Source organism: Priestia megaterium, assembly GCF_023824195.1.
Classification (GTDB): Bacteria; Bacillota; Bacilli; order Bacillales; family Bacillaceae_H; genus Priestia; species Priestia megaterium_D.
The window spans coordinates 4,797,501-4,817,841 of the sequence record NZ_CP085442.1 but is presented as its reverse complement, the minus strand read 5'-3'; the positions used below and the strand labels follow the sequence as shown (position 1 = coordinate 4,817,841).

The window sequence follows — 20,341 nt, the reverse complement described above, 5'->3', positions numbered from 1 at the left end:
CGGTTTGATATAATATCTTTTTTGCTATGATGAAATGTAGTGTTAGTTTATATTTGTGACGAAATTGGTAAATAATAAATATAGTATAACTACTTTTTGATTCAATCTATGAACTGTGCTATAATTTTAAATTGGCTATAATGGTGAAAATAATAAGGTATCTAGGAGTGTTTATATGTCAAAATTTGAAATCGGTACTGTTACAAAAGGTAAAGTAACAGGAATTCAACCATACGGTGCATTCGTTGCATTAAATGAAGAAACTCAAGGATTAGTTCATATCTCAGAAGTAAAACATGGCTTCGTTAAAGATATTAACGAACATTTATCAGTAGGAGACGAAGTAAACGTTAAAGTTTTATCTGTTGATGAGTCAACTGGTAAAATTGGTTTATCTATTCGTGCAACTGAGCCAGCTCCAGAAAAAACTGAAGCTTCTGCACCTAAAAAACCTGCTAAAAAGCGTCAAGGTCAAGCAACAGTTCACACTGAATCTACTCAAGGATTCAACACATTAAAAGAAAAATTAGAAGAGTGGATTGAGCAATCAAACCGCGAAGATCTAATTAAGAAATAAGAAAAAAAGAAGGATAGCTTAGCTATCCTTCTTTTTTTAATGTTCCGTTCTAGGTTCTGTACGCTCTACTTCAGCAGAAGGTTTAAATAATAGACCTAGGTTAATCAGTCCTGCGATTCCAACCAATCCATAAATAATGCGGGAGAAAGCAGATGTTTGACCGCCGAAGATTGCTGCTACTAAATCAAATTGAAAAAAGCCAATAAGTCCCCAGTTAATTGCTCCAATAATCGTTAATACGAGCGCAATGCGTTGAATACCACTCATGATGAACCCTCCTTGTTTTGTAGTTCACTTATTAGCCTGCTTTTTTTTGAGGGAAATATGCATGTTTACTTTTGGAAGATACAGACAAATAAACGTTCATTTGGATGGGGTGAGCGTCTAGTCAACAGGGAATAATCTTTAGGAAGTCAATTTTCTTTACAATCAAAAAGTTGTTCTTCATAATGATGCATGTAATCAAGCTCGTAAGGAGGAGTTTATAGTGAACAATTTTACATTTTATAATCCTACAAAATTAATTTTTGGTAAAGGTCAATTAGAGCAATTAAAAACAGAAGCAGGGCGCTTTGGTAAAAAGATATTATTAGTATACGGCGGAGGAAGCGTAAAACGCAGCGGTTTATATGATCAAGTAATGGATGTACTGAATGACATGAATGCAGAAGTACATGAGTTAGCGGGAGTAGAGCCGAATCCTCGTCTGACAACTGTTCGAAAAGGAATCGATATTTGTAAAGAAAACGGTATTGAATTTTTACTTGCAGTAGGCGGAGGAAGCGTAATCGATTGTACAAAAGCAATCGCAGCAGGCGCAAAATATGATGGAGACGTATGGGACATCATTAACCGCGACGTATTCGCAGCTGAAGCTCTTCCATTTGGAACAGTGCTGACATTAGCAGCAACAGGTTCAGAAATGAATGCTGGTTCTGTTATTACAAATTGGGAAACACAAGAAAAATACGGCTGGGGCAGTCCGGCAACATTCCCTCAATTCTCTATCTTAGATCCGGTTAATACATTTACTGTACCAAAAAATCAAACAGTTTATGGCATGGTCGACATGATGAGCCACGTATTTGAACAATATTTCCATGCTGCAACAAATACACCCCTTCAAGATCGCATGTGTGAAGGAGTACTGCAAACGGTTATTGAAACGGGACCAAAGTTATTAAACGACTTAGAGAACTACGAGTTACGTGAAACGATTTTATACAATGGTACAATCGCATTAAACGGTATGTTACAAATGGGACACCAAGGCGATTGGGCTACTCACAATATTGAGCATGCGGTATCAGCTGTATATGACATTCCACATGCAGGTGGATTAGCAATTTTATTCCCGAACTGGATGAAACACGTAATGGATGAGAACGTAGATCGCTTCAAGCAAGTAGCTGTACGCGTATTTAACGTAGATACGGAAGGCAAGACAGATAAAGAAGTAGCACTTGAAGGTGTTGATAAGCTTCGTGAATTCTGGTCAAGCCTAGGTGCACCAACTCGCTTAGCTGATTATGATATTGGTGAAGATAAATTAGATCTTATGGCTGATCGTGCGATGGCTAAAGGTGAATTTGGTAAATTTAAAAAATTAAACAAAGAAGATGTACTAGCAATTCTACGCGCTTCTTTATAAGATTCTCGATAAAAAACGCCGTGCAAACCGCACGGCGTTTTTCTATTCATGATGGGTAAGCTTTTTCTGCTGTTTGGTTTTCAAATCATCCCGAACGGTCTTATCAGAAAGAGGAACTCCGCTGTAATAAGCCGCTCTTCCTAGTAAATGCCCAGCGATAGGAGAGGTGATAAACACAAAGACAATCGCTAAAATTAACCGTGCACTAATATGGCCAGTGTCAAGCCAAAAGTAGAGTAAGCAGCCCACTAATATAAACAGGACGCCTAAGGTAGCACTTTTAGAGGCAGCGTGACTTCTTGTATACGTATCAGGCAAGCGAATAAGCCCAATCATGGTTACAACTGTCAGAAGAGACCCTATTAGTACCAAAGCTCCTACAATGATTTCACTGATCACGTTCATATTCAATCACTTCTCCTTTCTCTAAAAACTTAGAAAAAGCAACGGTACCTACAAAGGCTATGATGCCTAGCAGTAAAATGACTTCGAAAAAAGCCTGGGTTCGAAAAATAATCGAGATGATGGCCGTGATGGCAATGATGTTAATTCCAATAGCGTCAAGGGCCATTGCCCGATCAGCAGTCGACGGACCTTTCACCACTCGATAAACAAACCCAATAGTTGAAGCAGAAATGAGAATGAGCGAAACGTTTAAAAAAATATCGAGCATTTAACGACTCACCTCCATAATAGCTTTTTCGAATGTTTGCTGAATATCTGTAATAATGTCATCAATATCGTCTGTATTGATTGCATGAATATAGATAGTAGAATTATCATCTGACACATCCATCACCAGTGTGCCTGGCGTTAGCGTAATTAAAAGAGAAAGAATGGTAATTTCCCATTCACTCTCCAGACGGGTTGGCATTGCAAAGATGGCTGGCTGGATATTTAATTTAGGGCGCAATACGTCCTTAGTCACTGCAATATTGGCTTTGAATAATTCTCGTATAAAAATAAACAGCAGCTTAATGATCGCATACACTTTATGCAAGTAAAAACGTCTGTGAAAAAAACGGCGGAAAACAACCAGCAGTACCGCTCCCCAGAAAAACCCTATAATAAAGGAAGGCAGTGTCCAAAGCCCTCTCAAAAACATCCATGTGAATGCAATGATTACGTTTAATAATAGTTGAAATGACATGCAGATCTACTCCTTTAACACCGATTGGATATAAATTGAAGGATCCATAAGCGTTTGAGCGGCTGTTGACACATAAGGAATAACAGCTTCTGCACCTAGTCCTAAAAAGACAGAAACAGCAAGTAAGATAGCGGATGGGTATAGAATTCCTTTAAGGGATACCTTTTCCTGACCAGCAGAAAGCGTAGGTTCACCCCAGAAGCAGCTCATGAAAATCTTAATGGCAGAATATAAAACGAGCAGGCTTGAAACTAGTAAAACCGCTACAAACGTGTAGCTCTCTGATTCTAAGCCGCCCTGAACTAAAAGGAATTTTCCAATAAAGCCGCTTAAGGGAGGAATTCCTGCCAACGAAATAATAGCGATAAAAAACATCCAGCCAAGCAGCGGGTAGTCTTTAATTAATCCACCCATTTTCTTTAATTTTGTTGTTCCAGTTATTCGAATGATGCTTCCAGCAAGAAGGAAGAGAGCTGCTTTAATAATCATGTCGTGAATCAAATAATAAATGGCTCCTTCAAAACCTGCTTTTGTTGTTAAAGTCACCCCATAGACAATGACTCCGACAGCAATAATAATGTTATAAATTAAAATTTTATTAACATCCGAATAAGCAATGGCGCCTACTGCACCAACAACAATCGTCAAAAGCGCAACGTAACCGATAATTTGATGAGTGAATTCAGGGTGGTGATAAAACAGTAAAGTAAAAGTCCTGAAAATCGAATAAACTCCTACTTTTGTTAGCAACGCACCAAACAATCCGATAATGACGGGTGGAGGCGCACTGTACGACCCTGGAAGCCAAAAATACATTGGAAATAAAGCTGCTTTTAATGCAAATACAATAAATAAAAGCATGCCAATGGTTGTTAAAATTCCCGGTTGGTTTGCCTCAGCAATTCGCTGTGAAAGATCTGCCATGTTGAGAGTTCCTGTTACGGCGTACAAATAAGCAACAGCAATTACAAACAAAGCGGATGAAATGACATTGACTAAAATATACTTAAGAGACTCTCGAAGCTGTGCTTTTGTACCGCCAATTACAATAAGAGCGTACGAAGACATAAGCATGACTTCAAAAAAGACAAATAAGTTAAAGATATCACCTGTCAAGAAAGCGCCGAATACGCCTACTAATAAAAACTGCACAAACGAATAAAAGTAAAAACGTTCACGTCTTTCGCCAATTGTATGAAAAGCAAAAAGAACGCAGCATAGTGTTACGATACTAGCAGTAAGTACGAGAAGGGAAGCGAACATGTCCGCTACTAGAACAATTCCAAAAGGAGGTTTCCAGTTCCCAAGCTCGTGAGTTAAAACACCTTTTGATTGAACCAACTGTACTAAATATGCAGCCAAAGCAGTGGTGGTGATTAATGATAAAACACTGATTATCCTTTGAAGTTTAATATTGTCTTTGAAAAAAATGAGCACAACACCTACAACAAACGGGATAAGCAGTGGGATGATTACAAAATTACTCGTCATGTTCATTTCCCCTTAACTTGTCCATATCGTCTGTTCCGAGTTCTTGATAAGCCCTGTAAGCTAGTACAAGGAAAAAAGAAGTGACGCCAAAGCTTATGACAATGGCAGTTAAAATTAGTGCTTGAGGTAAAGGATCTGTATAAGAAGAAGCCTTTTCTCCCAGAAGGGGAACACTTCCTCCTTTTAATCCGCCCATCGTTAAAATCAACAGGTGAACGCCGTGGCTTAATAAGCCTGTTCCAATAATAATTCGCAGTAAGCTGCGGGATAACATAAGATATACAGCGGCAGTAAATAGAATCCCTGCCACTATGGACATTAATATTTCCACTATTCACTCTCTCCAATCGTTTGAATAATGGTCATCGTAACACCAACAACTACTAGATATACACCTAAATCAAATAGTACAACTGTAGCTAAAGATGTTTTCCCGAGAAGAGGAAGGTTAAAATAGCTGTACGTGTGAGTGAGAAAGGGGACTTTGAAAATAAATGACCCCAGCCCGGTTAAAATAGCTAGCAGCAGTCCGGAAGCCGCAACCTTCTTATAATCAAATGGGATGACTTTCGATACGGTTTTTATATCGAAAGCCAGCAGTAGTAATACAAGGGCAGCTGAGGTAGTAAGTCCCCCAACAAACCCTCCTCCAGGTGTATAATGACCTGCAAAGAAGAGATGAATGGCAAAAATGATAATAATGAACGTGACTACTTTTGTCGTTGTTTGTAAAATCAAATCATTTTTTTTCACTCTTCTTCCTCCTTTGTTAACCGAAGACGAACCATGCCATAGATAGCAAGAGCTGCTATACAAAGTACGGTAATTTCAAATAATGTATCAAATCCGCGGAAGTCAACAAGGATCACATTCACCATGTTTTCGCCGCCTGCTTTTTCATAACTATTTTCAATGAAGTAATGTGAGATGGATTCAAATAGTTTTGTGCTGTTTGCTGATATGCCAAGCAATGTAACGGTCGCTCCTACAAGAAGGGCAACCAGTAAGTTTGGCAGCTGAAACTTCACCCTTACTTTTCGCTTGCGAAACTCCGGCAAGTAGTAGAAACATAGTAAAAACAGGGATACGGATACAGTTTCAATCACTAATTGAGTCAAAGCTAAGTCAGGGGCACGGAATAATATGAAAAATAAAGAAAGTGTATACCCGGCAACTCCCAGCGAAATAATGGCTGTGAGGCGTGATTTTGCCAATAAAGTTGTAATAGTAGCTGCAACCATTACAAATGCTAGTATGGCTTCATAAACGCCGATAGAAGCAGTATCTTTTAGATCAATTGCAAAGGCATTCTGAGAAAAGAGCGTTACGAGGAGTAAAATGCCTATAAACGTAAAAATGATTAAAAGATAGTCTCTAATAAATCCTGTCATTAATGTTTTCATGATACGGGTTGAGCCTTTTTCCATCCTTTTAATTCCATAATTATAGCCGTTATTAAGCGTTAAAGAAGAAGGGAATCGTGTATAAATTTTTGACCACTTTTGAAGCGTCATAAATAACAAAATACCAAATGTGATGACCCCTAACGTCATAAATAATTCTGGCGTAAAGCCGTGCCAAAATTTGATATGCACTTGATATTCTTTACCTGCCTCTAGCAGGCTAGGTGCGATAGAGGCCATTGTTGGCTCAATAATAGTTGATTCTAATAAATTAGGAGCAAAGCCAAAAATAACAACCAGTGATGCTAAAATAACAGGTGAAATAAGCATGCCTACTGGCGCTTCATGCGGCTTCTTCTCCAACTTTTCGGACTGGTATTTGCCTGTAAAGGTTTTAAAGACAAGAATCATACTATAGACGAAAGTAAAAATACTTCCCACCCAAGCAATGATAGGCAGCAAAATTCCCCACGTCTGCATGCTATACATATCCATTTTTGTCACGTTTACCATGCCTGTAAAGAACATCTCTTTACTTAAAAATCCGTTAAAGGGAGGAAGACCTGCCATTGAAAATCCCCCGATGATGGCAATGGTAAATGTCACAGGCATAACGCTCATTAACCCACCTAACTTTCTAATATCACGGGTGCCTGTTTCATGATCGACGATGCCTACTACCATAAACAAACTCCCTTTGAAGGTAGCGTGGTTAATCAAATGGAAAACGGCTGCAGTAAGAGCCACTAAGTAGATATTATCGTCTAAAAAGTCATAGTAAATAGCTGCGCTGCCTACTCCTATAAGGGACATAATCATCCCGAGCTGACTAATCGTTGAAAAGGCTAAAATTCCTTTCAAATCTTGTTGCTTTACTGCTGAAAATGAGCCCCAAAGCAGCGTAATTAGTCCTACAGTTGAAATAACAAAAAACCAAGTGGCGCTTATAGCAAATACAGGGCTGAGTCTTGCTAAAAGATAAATTCCCGCTTTTACCATTGTAGCTGAATGAAGGTATGCACTCACTGGGGTTGGAGCTTCCATAGCATCTGGCAGCCAAATATGAAAAGGAAACTGAGCAGATTTTGTAAAGGCCCCTAATAAAATGAGGACTAGAGCTGGAATAAATAGATGACTAGATGTCACTACATCTACGTTTGAGATAATTTCGCGTATGCTGAAAGTACCTGTCATGACATATAACAACACAATTCCTGCTAATAAGGAAAGTCCTCCGAATACGGTAATAAGCATAGATTTTAAGGCTCCGTATTGAGATTTCTCTCGTTTGTACCAATAACCAATCAATAAAAAAGATGAAAGGCTTGTTAATTCCCAAAAGCTGTAAAGGCTCATTAGATTGTCTGATAATACAACTCCTAGCATAGAACCCATAAAAAGAAGCAAATAGACATAAAACGAATGCAGTGCTTCTTTTGTCTTAGAAAGATAATAAATGGAGTAAAGAATAACAAGTGTCCCAATTCCGGTGATTAATAGAGAAAATAGAAGCCCAAGTCCATCCACATAAGCATCAAAGTTAATGCCTAGACTAGGTATCCATTTCATGGAATGTAGATATGTTTCCCCCTTAGAAACGCCACTAATATATTGTGTGAAGTAAATGAACAACACAAGTGGAAGAGGTAAAACGAACCACCCTGTATGAATACGCTGGAATTTCTTATACAGAAGCGGAACAAAAAAGGCTAATAAAAAAGGCGATAAAATCACCAAATGCAACCACGACAAAAGACAAACCTCCTTGTGATATTCAATTCTGTAACCGATTATATAATAATTTAATTATGCATGCATCCATGCTAATTCTTAGTATCAGCGGAATTTTCAAGGCTTATTAAATAAATAGAAACTCGTCAAAAAAACCATAAAAAAAATATAAAAAAATTTTTTTAGACGTATAAAAATCAGATGAAATTGTCACTCTAAGAGTGAGGTGATGGAAATGTATAGGAAACAAATAACCATCAGTTTTCTCATTTTTACCGCCCTATGCATGAGCGGATTTGTACTTAATAATCACTTAGAAATGAAAGAAGAAAACAGGATGCTAATCACTTCTGAAAACCAAGCTGAAAATTCCATATCAATAGACTCTTCCCTGTTAAAAGCCTCTTATAAACCGAGACAATATGTAAAAATAGGTGAAATGAACTATATTGCACCAAGCGATAAGCAAATAAAAAACGATTGAAGACCACTCTTTAGTCGTTTTTTATTTGCTTATTATTTGCGTAATCGTGCATGAATTACGTCCTGTAATCAAAGAACATTAGTTGACTTCACAACTGAATTTATCGTTAAATAAAAGGGTACATACAATGATTGCAGTTTCAACAAACTATAATGATTGTGTCAAATTGTAAGTGGATTCACTTGAATTCAGCTAACAGTTTCGATAAAGTGAAAAATAAAGATATTTTAATGGAGGAACAGACTATGACACATGTTCGTTTTGATTATTCAAACGCGTTATCATTTTTTGGTGAACATGAACTTACATACTTACGTGATGCCGTGAAAGTAGCTCACCATTCAATTCATGAGAAAACAGGTGCGGGAAATGACTTTTTAGGATGGGTAGACCTTCCTACAGAGTATGACAAAGAAGAATTTGCACGCATTCAAAAAAGTGCAGAAAAAATTAAATCTGATTCAGATGTATTAATTGTTATCGGTATTGGAGGATCTTACTTAGGTGCTCGTGCTGCTATTGAAATGCTTCAGCATTCATTCTATAACACATTATCAAAAGAACAGCGTAAAACGCCGCAAGTTATTTTTGCTGGCAACAACATCAGCTCAACATACATGAAAGACTTAATGGACGTTTTACAAGATAAAGATTTCTCTATTAATGTTATTTCAAAATCTGGTACAACAACAGAACCAGCGATTGCTTTCCGTATCTTCCGTAAATTATTAGAAGAAAAGTACGGCAAAGAAGAAGCGCGCAAGCGTATTTATGCAACAACAGATAAAGCACGGGGCGCATTAAAAACATTAGCGGACGAAGAAGGCTATGAAACATTTGTTATTCCAGATGACGTAGGCGGTCGTTATTCCGTATTAACAGCGGTTGGCTTATTACCAATTGCCGCTGCAGGTCTTGATATCGAACAAATGATGAAAGGGGCAGCTGATGCTCAAGAAGCATTCTCATCATCAGAGCTAGAAGAGAACCCTGCTTATCAATATGCTGTAGCTCGTAACGTTCTTTATAATAAAGGAAAAACAATTGAAATGCTGATTAACTATGAGCCAGCTCTTCAATATTTTGCTGAGTGGTGGAAGCAGTTATTTGGCGAAAGTGAAGGAAAAGACCAAAAAGGTATTTACCCTTCATCTGCTAACTTCTCAACGGATCTTCATTCTTTAGGTCAATATGTACAAGAAGGTCGTCGTGATATTTTTGAAACAATTGTACAAGTTCAAGATTCTCGTCATGAGCTAACAATTGAAGAAGATGCAGCGGACTTAGATGGATTAAATTACTTAGCTGGTGAAACAGTTGACTTTGTAAATAAAAAAGCGTTCCAAGGTACAATGCTTGCTCACACAGATGGAGGCGTTCCAAACTTAGTTGTAAACATTCCGGCGTTAGATGAGTATACGTTTGGATATGTTGTATATTTCTTCGAAAAAGCGTGCGCAATCAGCGGCTATTTATTAGGCGTAAACCCATTCGATCAGCCGGGAGTAGAAGCATACAAAGTAAATATGTTTGCTCTTCTTGGAAAACCTGGTTTTGAAGAGAAAAAAGCAGAATTAGAAAAGCGTTTGAAATAAGTAAAAAGAGGCCGGTACAAAAGTATTTTAGCCCAAGTGAAAAACGAACCATTGATCAACATGTTTGATTAGTGGTTCGTTTTTTTTGGGTATGGTGAATATAGTTTCATCTGTTTAGTTCCTTCTAGCAGTTGATTGGAGGGCAAGGCGAAGACTCCTGCGGGAAAAGCGGAAGGGATGAGACCCCGCAGGAGCGCAAGCGACGAGGAGGCTCATCGGCCGCCCGCGGAAAGCGAAGCCTTGCACGGAAATCAACTGCGGTGTCACAAGCGATTTATACGAGCTACTTTATCCAGTATGTTCGTCTTTAGGTTGGATTCATTTAGTTATGTCTCAACCTCTTTTTTGCTTTTGAGATAAAGGATAAAACGCTGGAAAAAGGACATGTTAAAACAGAGGAGGGATAACATGATTGAATTATCTTCAAGATTAGATGGCACATTATTCAAGCTTTATGAATTAGAAAAAACGCTTAAGCCGCTTGGGTATAACATTGGAGGAAATTGGGATTATGATCATGGTTCATTCGACTATAAGATGAATGATGAAGTCGGCTATCAGTTTTTACGTATCCCGTTTACAGCTACGAATGGAGAACTGGATTCTAAAGGAACAACCGTACAAATTGGTACGCCATTTTTACTTTCACATAAATATCAAATTGGTCTAGATGACAATGTTCACAATGGAAATGTGAGTGCTTCATTTAATCAGTTTGCAGAACCCCAAGACGCAGACGCTTCACTTCCAGAAAAGTATATCAGCTTAGGAGAAGAGCTAATTAGAGAGGCAGAAGAGGCGCTGCTTCAGTAATTGAAGAAACTATTCTTTTTTTAAACTCTCTAATTTTTTCACAAAAATATGTTCGTACATGACTTGACTAATCAACTCGTTTGTTTTAATCATTTCATTCACCCCCAAATTTTGCGCATTTTGAATATGCTTTTTTGTTAACAGTTCAACGATGCTGTAAATAGAAGGGTTCAATCCTTGCAGAGCGACTAACGTAACAATTGTATTCATGTCTGCATATTCTTCTGTCTTATGCTGATCCGCAGTAATCAGCACTTTTTTTGCGTACCGAGCGTTGGCAAGTTCTAATACTTCATAGTGAGAGGGACTTCCTTTAATAAAATGAACGCGATCACAAATCATGGGGTTTTTAGTCAGAGAGTCGTCGATAAGAACAATGTCTTCTTTATGAAATGCGTCGCGATAAGACTCTAACACGAGTTTGGCGCGCTCATTCCACCCGACAACGATGAAGTGATCTTTTCCATAAAATTTTAAATTCCCTTCCAAATAAGCACTCTCAGCGGAAACAGCAATTTTAGAAAGCGTGACAAAATAAGTAGTAATAAATCCAGTTCCGATCAGGACTAAAATAATTGCAGCTAACCTTCCAATCGTAGTGGTCGGAGCAAAATCACCGTACCCTATAGTCGAGATTGTAATAATAACCCACCAAATTCCTTCAAACACATTCCCAAACGTTTGCGGCTCTAGGAAATGTATAAGCATGCCGAAAAGTAGAACAAGGCAGCCGATAATAAAAAGAAGCCGCACTAAAATAGAACGACGAAAAAGTCGAAATAATAGCCATTCCATCATAAAAAAACCTCCAGTGATTAGTCATAGCCACAGTATGACCATTTTTCACTGAAGGTATAAGATATCTTTATCTTTTTACTTCGTAATATTCAATCCATTCTTTGTCTGGACCGTAGAAAAATAAGTATCTTGCTCCATTTGGCAAAGTTACAATGTTTTCTTCCACAAATGAAACGCCTGCTGATTTTAAACGCTCAAACTCCTCTTCAATTCCGTCTACCGCCAGCGCAAAATGATGAACTTTACCTTCGTTAGGTAAGCTTGAGTTATACCCTTGAATTAACTCTACGATTACATTGCCTTCTAAACCTAGAAAAGCTAGTTTCAAAGACGGATCGGTATGTGGTAGTGTTTCGATGAGCTCTAATCCCACTTTTTGTGTATAAAACTCAATAGATTCTTCTATATCCTTTACTTGAACGCCTACATGTTCAAATTTTAAAATTGCCATATGCATCACCCGTATCTATAGTATGTAAAAACTATGAAATATATTAAAGAGAAAGGATATAGAAGTCAAGATAGGGCTGCTTATCAGGAAAGGGCTCTTAAATCATATTTTTGCTGGAGTGAATAGGGTAGAGGCTTCCATCAAGAGCAAACGAAATTTTACCTGTTTCTTCAGATACAACTAAAATTAATGCATCCGATTTTTCCGACATTCCAATGGCTGCACGGTGACGTGTTCCTAATTTTTTGTTCGTTGAAATAATAGACGAGAGAGGTAAAACATTAGCAGCTGAAATAAGCTGATTATTTCTAATTAGGACGGCTCCGTCATGTAAGGGTGTTCCTGGATAGAACAGCGTCTCAACTAGCGTAGCGCTGACAGGAGCTTGAATAGGCATTCCTTTTTGAATAAGAGGGTCTACATTTTGTTCCCGTTCAATGACAATTAAAGCGCCGTGACGTTTCTCAGAAAGGTTATGAATAGCTAAGGACAGAGCAGCATATTCAAATGTATAAGGCGATAAGTAATGACGCAAGTAATAAGAGGCGGCCGTAGCTTGAACATCTTGAAATAACCTTCTCATCTCCTCAAAATCACATAGGATACAATGATCACTCGTGTCTAAATGCTTAATTAAATTAGAGGCTTCAGTTGAAATCTGCTGTAAATATGTTCGCACGTTATTTTTAATTGTATCGTCTAATTGAAAGGATGGTCTCTCCATCTTATACAGCTCCTATCTGTCAGTGTTATCTGTAATGTGTGCTAATGTGGGTGAATTATCCGTAAAGCTTATAAATCCCTTATTAATTTTATAGAGAGATTTATTTTGTGTTTTATTTAGCAAGAGAATATAAAAAGTTGGAGAAAAAAGAAAGCGTTTCATAAACTGATATGTTCACATTTGGGTTAAATTTACATATGTTGTTTTAAATAAAAGTATAGATATTTCTGTGAATTTAAAGTATAGTTTTCTTATCGGATATACGATTTTTAATGTTGACAAATATTCTAAATATGCTAAAATTTTTAAAAAATGCTTATCAAGAGTGGTGGAGGGATCTGGCCCACTGAACCCCGGCAACCTGCTTAGCAAGGTGCTAATTCCAGCAAAGTGTGTATCATTTTGAAAGATAAGGTAAAAATTTATTGCCTACCCAGTCTTTCAATATGGAAGACTTTTTATTTTGATATAGCGCAAGCAATAATTTAAGGAGGGACACCAATGACTGTAACTCCCGACTTAAAACAAATCTTTGAACACGTTGAAGCAAAGTAAGAATTAAATAGTTTCGCTGACTAGACACACTAGAGGCGGTTTTATCCAATTCTAGTGGGTAAAACCGTCTTTTTTTATTGGATAACGCGGATAACTAAGAATTGGAGTGAAGAAAATGGCAGATTTATATACGTACGAAAACTGGAGCGATACATTTCCAGAGTTCAACAGTGAAGATGAAACAAAAGGAGCCCTTTCAGCATTGCAGTGGGCGTATGATACCTACGGAGATTCAATTATCTATGCATCAAGCTTTGGGATCGAAGGAATCGTGTTAATTGATTTAATTTCAAAAGTGAAAAAAGATGCTGAAATTGTCTTTTTAGATACGGGCGTTCATTTTAAAGAAACATATGAAGTGATTGATGCAATTAAAGAACGCTTCCCTGATTTACGTATTCATATGAAAAAACCGGATTTAACTCTTGCAGAACAAGCTGAAAAACATGGAGATGAGCTTTGGAAGAGTCAGCCTAACCTATGCTGTCAAATTCGAAAAATCATCCCATTAAGAGAATCTCTTGCTCCTTATGATGCGTGGATTTCTGGTTTGAGACGCGAGCAGTCTGAGTCTCGTGCCAATACGAATTATTTTAATAAGGATGAGAAATTCAAGAAGGTGAAAGTTTGTCCGTTAATTCATTGGTCTTGGAAGGAAATTTGGCGCTATGTGTATAAGCATGATTTGCCATATAACAAACTTCATGATCAAGGCTACCCAAGTATCGGCTGTGAGCCCTGTACCGCACCTGCCTACAATGTAGACGATTTACGTTCAGGAAGATGGGCAGGTACGCAAAAAGTTGAGTGCGGATTACACGAATCTTAAATACGAAAGAGCTGAATAAATGATGCTTTTATATGTTGCCTTTATCATTGCACTTTTTTTTGCAATGAATATTGGGGCAAGCGGTGCAGCAGCTGCTATGGGCGTTTCATACGGCTCCGGTGCGATTAAAAAGCGAAGAGTGGCCCTGTTCATCTGTGCTATAGGTATTGTGCTTGGAGCCATTACCGGAGGCGGTGAGGTGGTGAAAACCATCAGTTCAGGTATCATACCTGAAAAATTACTGTCAGTAGAGTTAGTTATTATCATTCTGGCTGCTGCAACGCTGTCACTCTTTTTCGCGAATTTGATTGGTATCCCTCTATCAACAAGTGAAGTAACAGTTGGCTCAGTTGTTGGAGTAGGAGTAGCTTATCAATCGCTGTATGTAGAAAAACTTTTAGTTGTAATGTCTTTTTGGATCATTGTTCCGCTTGTTTCATTTGTCATTGCTTTTTTAATTGGGAAAGTGATAAAGCGCAGAGCGCATAAAAAAGAAGCAGAGGGAAAGTGGAAAAGAGTTTTAACGATTTTAGTTATAGTGACGGGATTCTTTGAAGCTTTCTCAGCTGGAATGAACAACGTGGCAAATGCTGTCGGTCCTCTAGTAGGAGCTGGATTAATGGATGCTAAAACGGGTGTTGTATCAGGAGGGTTGGCGGTCGCGCTCGGAGCTCTTTTACTAGGAGGCCGAGTTATTGAAACAAACGGAAAAAAAATTACTCGCTATTCTGTAGGAGAAGGGTGCATTATCTCAGGTACTGGTGCTTCTCTTGTCACAGTCGCTTCATTGTTTGGTTTGCCAGTACCTCTTACACAGGTTACTACGTCTTCTATCATTGGAATAGGCGCAGCGAAAACGGGATTTACGAAAGAACAGCGCGAAGTGGTTATTCAAATGTTGAAGGTTTGGGTGGTATCGCCTGTATTTTCACTCGTAATCTCATATGTTCTTGTGAAATTAGTACTTGAAAGCGACTTATATTCATTTGTGGTGCTAGCTAGCGGATGTATTGCCACAGCAGGTATTCTAAGCTTAGCTAGAACGACTAGAAGAAAAAGAGCAAGCTTGCAGTCGGAAAAAGAAAAAATGACTGCGTGATTCAAGTGCTTTTTATTATATTGTGTTAATTATTTAAGGAGGATTTTACAAAATGACAACAATTCAAGCACACGGTGGAGAATTAATTAATTTATATCAACCAACATATGACTACACTTCACTAACAAAAGAAATCGAAGTAGATAACATGGCTCTAAGTGACTTAGAACTAATTGGAATTGGTGCTTACAGCCCAATTACAGGGTTTTTAGGAGAAAAAGATTATCAATCAGTTGTTGAAAATATGCGTCTAGCAGATGGAACAGTATGGAGTATTCCTATCACTCTTCCTGTAACAGAAGAGCAAGCTAAAGAATTAAACATTGGCGACAAAGTAAAACTTGTTCAAAACGGCGTAACGTATGGTGTTTTAGAAGTTTCTGAAGTATATACGCCAAATAAAGAAAAGGAAGCGGAAAACGTGTACCGCACAGCAGAACTTGCTCATCCTGGCGTGAAAAAAATGATGGAACGCCCAAATGTATACGTAGCAGGTCCAATCGTACTTGTAGAACGTACACCTAAAACGCGTTTTGAAAAGTATTACCTAGATCCAACTGAAACAAGAGCAGCATTTGAAGAACGCGGTTGGAAAACGGTTGTTGGATTCCAAACTCGTAACCCTGTTCACCGTGCGCACGAATATATTCAAAAAACGGCATTAGAAATTGTAGACGGCCTGTTCTTAAATCCTCTTGTAGGAGAAACAAAGTCAGACGACATCCCAGCAGATATCCGTATGGAAAGTTATGAAGTACTTTTAGAGAACTATTATCCTAGCGATCGTGTAGCTTTAGCAGTTTTCCCTGCTGCGATGCGCTATGCTGGACCTAGAGAAGCTATTTTCCATGCAATGGTTCGAAAAAACTTTGGATGCACGCATTTCATTGTAGGCCGTGACCACGCTGGTGTTGGTGACTACTATGGAACATATGATGCACAAAAAATCTTCAGTAACTTTACAGCAGATGAATTAGGAATTACACCTTTATTCTTTGAACACAGCTTCTACTGCAAGAAGTGTGAAGCGATGGCATCAACGAAAACATGCCCTCACAGCAAGGAAGATCATATGATTCTATCTGGAACAAAGGTACGTGAAATGCTTCGTAACGGAGAAGTGCCACCAAGCACATTCAGTCGTAAAGAAGTAATTGAAGTGTTAATTAAAGGATTAGCAAAACAAAAATTATCTTCAAAATAAGGAGCGGTTGAAGTGAGCAAATCAACAAACATTACGTGGCATGATGCTGGAATTACAAAAGAGGAAAGACGCGAGCAAAATAATCATCACAGTTTTGTATTATGGTTTACAGGTCTTTCGGGTTCAGGTAAATCTACCGTAGCAAACGCAGTGGCAAAAGCGCTTTTTGATAAAAATATTCGCAACTATGTATTAGATGGTGACAATGTTCGTTTCGGCTTAAATAAGAATCTAGGGTTTTCTGCTGAAGATCGTACAGAAAATATTCGCCGTATCGGTGAGGTTTCTAAGCTATTTGTAGACAGCGGTCAAGTGGTACTAACAGCATTTATCTCTCCATTCCAAGAGGATCGCGCTCAAGTGCGTGAGATCTTAGAGGGGAATGAATTTTTGGAAGTATACGTGGAGTGTCCGTTAGAAGAATGTGAAAAAAGAGATCCAAAAGGCCTTTACAAAAAAGCAAGAAGCGGAGAAATCCGTGATTTTACAGGAATTGATTCTCCGTATGAGTCACCGGCTAACCCTGAATTAACAATTAATACAAGCACACAGTCTGTAGAAGAATGTGTACAAACTGTTATTGAATATTTAGCTAACCGAAAATTTATCTAAATGACAGCGGACTTTGTCCGCTGTTCTAATTCAAATTAAAATGTGGGAGCACTGCGGAGACGTGGAAATGATGGAAGGGTGAAAGGCATTCATGGGGAAAGTATATCTAGTCGGTGCAGGACCAGGAGATCCAGATTTAATTACATTAAAAGGGTTGAAAGCAATTCAGCAAGCAGATGTTATCTTATATGATCGTTTAGTGAATAAGGACCTGCTGGAGTATGCTAAAAGTGATGCAGATATCATTTACTGCGGAAAGCTTCCGAACTACCATACCCTCAAGCAAGAAACAATCAACAACTTTTTAGTGAAATTCGCTAAAAAAGGAAAAATTGTAACGCGCTTAAAAGGCGGAGATCCATTTGTATTCGGACGCGGAGGGGAAGAAGCAGAAGCTCTCGTGCAACAGGGCATTTCATTTGAAATTGTTCCAGGAATTACATCAGGTATCGCAGCCGCTGCTTATGCAGGAATCCCTGTCACTCACCGGGAATACAGCGCAAGCTTTGCTTTTGTAGCAGGCCATCGTAAAGATAGCGAGCATGATGCAATCAAATGGGATAGCCTAGCCAAAGGTGTAGATACTCTTGCAATTTATATGGGGGTGCGGAACTTACCGTACATTTGCCAACAGTTAATGAAACATGGAAAAACTTCAGCTACGCCAATTGCATTGATTCACTGGGGAACATGTGCGGACCAGCGCACTGTAACTGGAACTCTTGGTACAATTGTTGATATTGTTAAAGAAGAACAAATTGAAAATCCAAGTATGATTATCGTTGGTGAAGTTGTAAATTTTCATGACCGATTAAATTGGTTTGAGAAGACTGGACAGCATTACTATTCGTATGCACAAGAAGCTTACTAAAGAGGTTGATTATATGGATGCAGTTTTATATGTTTGCCATGGCAGCCGCGTAAAAGAAGGCGCTGATCAGGCAGTTGCTTTTATTGAAAGATGTAAAAATAATCTAGATGTACCCATTCAAGAAGTTTGTTTCCTAGAACTAGCTTCCCCTACTATTGAACAAGGATTTGAAGCATGTATTGAACAAGGGGCTACTCGTATTGCAATTGTGCCTCTTCTGTTATTAACAGCTGCGCATGCAAAGCATGATATACCCGAAGAAATACAAAAAGTGTATGAACGTTATCCACAGGTAGAAGTGCTGTACGGAGAACCGTTCGGCGTGGACGAACGAATTGTTGATATCTTGGTAGAGAGAATCAATGAAACCAATGTGGATAAGCATGAAGATTCGATGGTATTGTTGGTCGGCAGAGGAAGCAGTGATCCTGCTGTAAAAAAAGATTTTAACGAAATAGCTCAACTGCTAAAAGGTAAAGGAGCTTTTAAAGAAGTGAGCACATGCTATTTAGCTGCCGCTGCACCTAATTTAAAAGAAGGCCTACACCTTGCTAAACGAACTTCGTATAAGCAAGTATTTGTTCTTCCTTACCTTTTGTTTACCGGTATTTTAATGAACGAAATTAAGAAAGAGTTGAAGCAGTTATCAACAGATGCCCAGCAGTTTATCTTAGCGAACTACCTAGGTTATCATGATGGACTTGCACACATTTTAAGTCACCAAGTAAAAACGTTATTATCGAGCAAAGGAAATCAATACGATGTATACCGTTATGCTTGATTTAAAGGGTCGTTCGGTCTTAGTAGTTGGGGGCGGAACAATCGCAACTCGTAGAATTAAAGGTTTTTTACAAGAAGGAGCAGCCATTACAGTGGTTGCTCCAACTGTTTCAGCTGAAATAACTGAGTGGGAAGCTAAAGATCAGCTGCGTGTAAAAAGAAAAAAAGTAGGAGAAGAAGACTTACTTAATGTTTTTTTTATTGTTGTGGCTACAAATGATCAAGCTGTTAATAAGTTTGTTAAGCAGCATATTAAAAATGATCAGTTGGTTAATATGGCCAGCAGTTTTTCCGATGGAAATATTCAAATTCCTGCACAGTTTTCTAGAGGGAGATTATCGCTAGCAATATCCACAGATGGCGCTAGTCCTTTGTTGACAAAACGAATCAAAGAAGACTTATCCTCAAATTATGATGAGAGTTACACACAGTATACACAGTTTTTGTATGAATGCAGAGTTCTTATCCACAGATTGAATGTGTCAAAGAGCCGTAAACATGAGTTATTAACAGAAATTATCGATGATCAATACCGGCTGTCTCTAGTAAAACAGAGGGAATTTTTACAACAGATTGAAAAATATAAATAAAAAACGGCCAATTGGCCGTTTTTTTATTTATACATTTTCAACTTCAATGCTTCGAATACCGCTGATTTTTTGAATTTCGTAATACACTTCTGTAGTAGGGCGCTGGTTATTAACTGACACTTTCATTCGTATATACAATTCATTGGTGTCTAAATCTTTAATTCGAATATTTTTAATTGTAATATTCTTTTCTCTAATGCTATTAGTTGTATCAAAGATATTGTGCTTATCAGCCAGCTTGAGTTGAAGAATGAGCTCTTTCTCGCGCAGTTGCCTAGGCCCTAAAATAGTAATAAGGAAGGGAAGAAGTTCAACGCTGATGATAAGCAGTACAACTCCGGTAATAGCTTCAGGATAAAATCCTGCACCTACAGCAATGCCTATACCTGCTGCTCCCCAGATAATAGCCGCTGTTGTAAGCCCTGAGATGCTGTCATTTTCTTTTCGTAAAATGACACCGGCCCCTAAAAAACCAATTCCAGAAACAATTTGAGCGGCCAGACGAAGCGGGTCCATTGTGATGTGATCACCTTTATTAAAGATTTGAGAAGACTCAATCGAAACAATCGTGAGTAAACAGCTAATAATGGAAATTACGAGAGATGTTTTTAAACCAACAGGCTTTCGTTTTAGTTCCCTTTCAATTCCAATAATAAGACCAAGTACAGCGGAAATACCTAATTTGAGCAACATTTCATTTTCCATTATTTTCACCTATTTCAAAAAACATTGTTGTTTATATCTGTATGAAAGAAGAAAAACAGATATGTATCAGTATAGTAAACTTTTCTTCATAATGACAGGTGAAATTCAAAAAAATCTGATTATTTATAAAGGGCTACGATCTTTTCTTTTAATTTGTATTTTTGAATCTTGCCGGATGCCGTCATGGGAAAGTCGTCTATAAAATAAATATGTTCCGGAATTTTGAAA

Annotated in this window: 26 protein-coding genes and 1 riboswitch (1 of these 27 running past the window's edge); of the genes, 13 read left to right on the top strand and 13 right to left on the bottom strand. The window is 38.1% G+C overall.

Annotated features, from left to right (window positions below):
* The first annotated feature begins 175 nt into the window (after nucleotides 1-175).
* Nucleotides 176-577 (top strand): S1 domain-containing post-transcriptional regulator GSP13, encoded by a 402-nt coding sequence (gene yugI, locus LIS78_RS25040; protein WP_013059599.1) that lies wholly within the window; start codon nucleotides 176-178, stop codon nucleotides 575-577.
* A gap of 36 nt (nucleotides 578-613) precedes the next feature.
* Here the strand turns inward: yugI and LIS78_RS25035 are convergent, their stop codons facing one another.
* Complete coding sequence (locus LIS78_RS25035) at nucleotides 614-844, bottom strand: DUF378 domain-containing protein (RefSeq protein ID WP_013059598.1); 231 nt, start codon at nucleotides 842-844, stop codon at nucleotides 614-616.
* A 220-nt stretch (nucleotides 845-1,064) separates the two neighbouring features.
* Here LIS78_RS25035 and LIS78_RS25030 point away from each other — a divergent pair, with 220 nt between their 5' ends.
* Nucleotides 1,065-2,228 (top strand): iron-containing alcohol dehydrogenase, encoded by a 1,164-nt coding sequence (locus LIS78_RS25030; RefSeq protein WP_043977206.1) that lies wholly within the window; start codon nucleotides 1,065-1,067, stop codon nucleotides 2,226-2,228.
* A 42-nt stretch (nucleotides 2,229-2,270) separates the two neighbouring features.
* On the opposite strand, the gene mnhG is transcribed toward LIS78_RS25030, so the two are convergent.
* From mnhG to LIS78_RS24995, 7 genes are read right to left on the bottom strand one after another with little or no spacing between them, the layout of a single operon-like run.
* Nucleotides 2,271-2,633, bottom strand: coding sequence for a monovalent cation/H(+) antiporter subunit G (gene mnhG / locus LIS78_RS25025; RefSeq protein WP_195783201.1), 363 nt, complete (start codon nucleotides 2,631-2,633; stop codon nucleotides 2,271-2,273).
* A complete protein-coding gene (locus LIS78_RS25020) occupies nucleotides 2,617-2,901 on the bottom strand; it encodes a Na(+)/H(+) antiporter subunit F1 (RefSeq protein ID WP_013059595.1) in 285 nt (94 codons plus the stop codon). The genes mnhG and LIS78_RS25020 overlap by 17 nt, the downstream gene beginning before the upstream one ends.
* The gene (locus tag LIS78_RS25015; protein WP_252284482.1) at nucleotides 2,902-3,378 is read right to left on the bottom strand and encodes a Na+/H+ antiporter subunit E; all 477 of its coding nucleotides are present in this window, start codon (nucleotides 3,376-3,378) and stop codon (nucleotides 2,902-2,904) included.
* A 6-nt stretch (nucleotides 3,379-3,384) separates the two neighbouring features.
* A complete protein-coding gene (locus tag LIS78_RS25010) occupies nucleotides 3,385-4,869 on the bottom strand; it encodes a Na+/H+ antiporter subunit D (RefSeq protein WP_252284481.1) in 1,485 nt (494 codons plus the stop codon).
* Nucleotides 4,859-5,200 (bottom strand): Na(+)/H(+) antiporter subunit C, encoded by a 342-nt coding sequence (locus LIS78_RS25005; protein WP_013059592.1) that lies wholly within the window; start codon nucleotides 5,198-5,200, stop codon nucleotides 4,859-4,861. Before LIS78_RS25005 ends, LIS78_RS25010 begins: the two co-directional genes overlap by 11 nt.
* A complete protein-coding gene (locus LIS78_RS25000; RefSeq protein WP_013085301.1) occupies nucleotides 5,200-5,622 on the bottom strand; it encodes a Na(+)/H(+) antiporter subunit B in 423 nt (140 codons plus the stop codon). Before LIS78_RS25000 ends, LIS78_RS25005 begins: the two co-directional genes overlap by 1 nt.
* Complete coding sequence (locus LIS78_RS24995) at nucleotides 5,619-8,024, bottom strand: Na+/H+ antiporter subunit A (protein WP_209150723.1); 2,406 nt, start codon at nucleotides 8,022-8,024, stop codon at nucleotides 5,619-5,621. Before LIS78_RS24995 ends, LIS78_RS25000 begins: the two co-directional genes overlap by 4 nt.
* A gap of 214 nt (nucleotides 8,025-8,238) precedes the next feature.
* Here LIS78_RS24995 and LIS78_RS24990 point away from each other — a divergent pair, with 214 nt between their 5' ends.
* The 4 genes from LIS78_RS24990 (at nucleotide 8,239) to LIS78_RS24975 (ending at nucleotide 10,895) form a co-directional block, all read left to right on the top strand.
* A complete protein-coding gene (locus tag LIS78_RS24990) occupies nucleotides 8,239-8,487 on the top strand; it encodes a hypothetical protein (protein WP_229754515.1) in 249 nt (82 codons plus the stop codon).
* A gap of 245 nt (nucleotides 8,488-8,732) precedes the next feature.
* Nucleotides 8,733-10,082 (top strand): glucose-6-phosphate isomerase, encoded by a 1,350-nt coding sequence (locus tag LIS78_RS24985; protein WP_013059589.1) that lies wholly within the window; start codon nucleotides 8,733-8,735, stop codon nucleotides 10,080-10,082.
* 131 nt (nucleotides 10,083-10,213) lie between these two features.
* Complete coding sequence (locus LIS78_RS24980) at nucleotides 10,214-10,393, top strand: hypothetical protein (RefSeq protein WP_195781676.1); 180 nt, start codon at nucleotides 10,214-10,216, stop codon at nucleotides 10,391-10,393.
* A gap of 97 nt (nucleotides 10,394-10,490) precedes the next feature.
* Complete coding sequence (locus LIS78_RS24975) at nucleotides 10,491-10,895, top strand: YugN-like family protein (RefSeq protein ID WP_195781677.1); 405 nt, start codon at nucleotides 10,491-10,493, stop codon at nucleotides 10,893-10,895.
* Between the two features lie 9 nt (nucleotides 10,896-10,904).
* On the opposite strand, the gene LIS78_RS24970 is transcribed toward LIS78_RS24975, so the two are convergent.
* The 3 genes from LIS78_RS24970 to cdaS all read right to left on the bottom strand — a co-directional run bounded on the left by LIS78_RS24970 (nucleotide 10,905) and on the right by cdaS (nucleotide 12,868).
* The gene (locus LIS78_RS24970; RefSeq protein ID WP_028409582.1) at nucleotides 10,905-11,693 is read right to left on the bottom strand and encodes a potassium channel family protein; all 789 of its coding nucleotides are present in this window, start codon (nucleotides 11,691-11,693) and stop codon (nucleotides 10,905-10,907) included.
* Nucleotides 11,694-11,760: 67 nt separating this feature from the next.
* Nucleotides 11,761-12,144 (bottom strand): VOC family protein, encoded by a 384-nt coding sequence (locus tag LIS78_RS24965; protein WP_060745800.1) that lies wholly within the window; start codon nucleotides 12,142-12,144, stop codon nucleotides 11,761-11,763.
* Nucleotides 12,145-12,241: 97 nt separating this feature from the next.
* Nucleotides 12,242-12,868: a sporulation-specific diadenylate cyclase CdaS gene (cdaS, locus tag LIS78_RS24960; RefSeq protein WP_195781678.1), complete on the bottom strand. Its 627-nt coding sequence runs from the start codon at nucleotides 12,866-12,868 to the stop codon at nucleotides 12,242-12,244.
* 313 nt (nucleotides 12,869-13,181) lie between these two features.
* A riboswitch (SAM riboswitch) is annotated at nucleotides 13,182-13,284 on the top strand.
* A 254-nt stretch (nucleotides 13,285-13,538) separates the two neighbouring features.
* Here cdaS and LIS78_RS24955 point away from each other — a divergent pair.
* From LIS78_RS24955 to LIS78_RS24925, 7 genes are all read left to right on the top strand, one after another.
* Nucleotides 13,539-14,252 (top strand): phosphoadenylyl-sulfate reductase, encoded by a 714-nt coding sequence (locus tag LIS78_RS24955; RefSeq protein ID WP_209150721.1) that lies wholly within the window; start codon nucleotides 13,539-13,541, stop codon nucleotides 14,250-14,252.
* Nucleotides 14,253-14,271: 19 nt separating this feature from the next.
* Complete coding sequence (cysP, locus tag LIS78_RS24950; RefSeq protein WP_195781680.1) at nucleotides 14,272-15,351, top strand: sulfate permease; 1,080 nt, start codon at nucleotides 14,272-14,274, stop codon at nucleotides 15,349-15,351.
* Nucleotides 15,352-15,403: 52 nt separating this feature from the next.
* Nucleotides 15,404-16,555, top strand: coding sequence for a sulfate adenylyltransferase (sat, locus tag LIS78_RS24945; RefSeq protein ID WP_195781681.1), 1,152 nt, complete (start codon nucleotides 15,404-15,406; stop codon nucleotides 16,553-16,555).
* A 12-nt stretch (nucleotides 16,556-16,567) separates the two neighbouring features.
* Complete coding sequence (gene cysC, locus LIS78_RS24940) at nucleotides 16,568-17,167, top strand: adenylyl-sulfate kinase (protein ID WP_014457932.1); 600 nt, start codon at nucleotides 16,568-16,570, stop codon at nucleotides 17,165-17,167.
* 91 nt (nucleotides 17,168-17,258) lie between these two features.
* Nucleotides 17,259-18,038: a uroporphyrinogen-III C-methyltransferase gene (cobA, locus tag LIS78_RS24935; protein ID WP_057239738.1), complete on the top strand. Its 780-nt coding sequence runs from the start codon at nucleotides 17,259-17,261 to the stop codon at nucleotides 18,036-18,038.
* Between the two features lie 13 nt (nucleotides 18,039-18,051).
* Entirely contained in the window at nucleotides 18,052-18,819 is a 768-nt protein-coding gene (locus LIS78_RS24930) for a sirohydrochlorin chelatase (RefSeq protein ID WP_229754516.1), read from the top strand.
* Nucleotides 18,800-19,408 carry an NAD(P)-binding protein gene (locus LIS78_RS24925; RefSeq protein WP_195781684.1) on the top strand — a complete coding sequence of 203 codons (609 nt, stop codon included), beginning with the start codon at nucleotides 18,800-18,802 and terminating at the stop codon, nucleotides 19,406-19,408. Before LIS78_RS24930 ends, LIS78_RS24925 begins: the two co-directional genes overlap by 20 nt.
* Before the next feature lie 27 nt (nucleotides 19,409-19,435).
* Here LIS78_RS24925 and LIS78_RS24920 read toward each other — a convergent pair whose 3' ends face one another.
* Together LIS78_RS24920 and LIS78_RS24915 are read right to left on the bottom strand one after the other, a co-directional pair.
* The gene (locus LIS78_RS24920) at nucleotides 19,436-20,113 is read right to left on the bottom strand and encodes an MgtC/SapB family protein (RefSeq protein ID WP_013059577.1); all 678 of its coding nucleotides are present in this window, start codon (nucleotides 20,111-20,113) and stop codon (nucleotides 19,436-19,438) included.
* Nucleotides 20,114-20,232: 119 nt separating this feature from the next.
* On the bottom strand, nucleotides 20,233-20,341 hold the 3' portion of the coding sequence (locus tag LIS78_RS24915; RefSeq protein ID WP_195781685.1) for an AMP-binding protein. The gene runs 1,478 nt beyond the window's last position; only the last 109 of its 1,587 coding nucleotides appear in the window; its start codon lies beyond the right edge, outside the window; the stop codon is at nucleotides 20,233-20,235.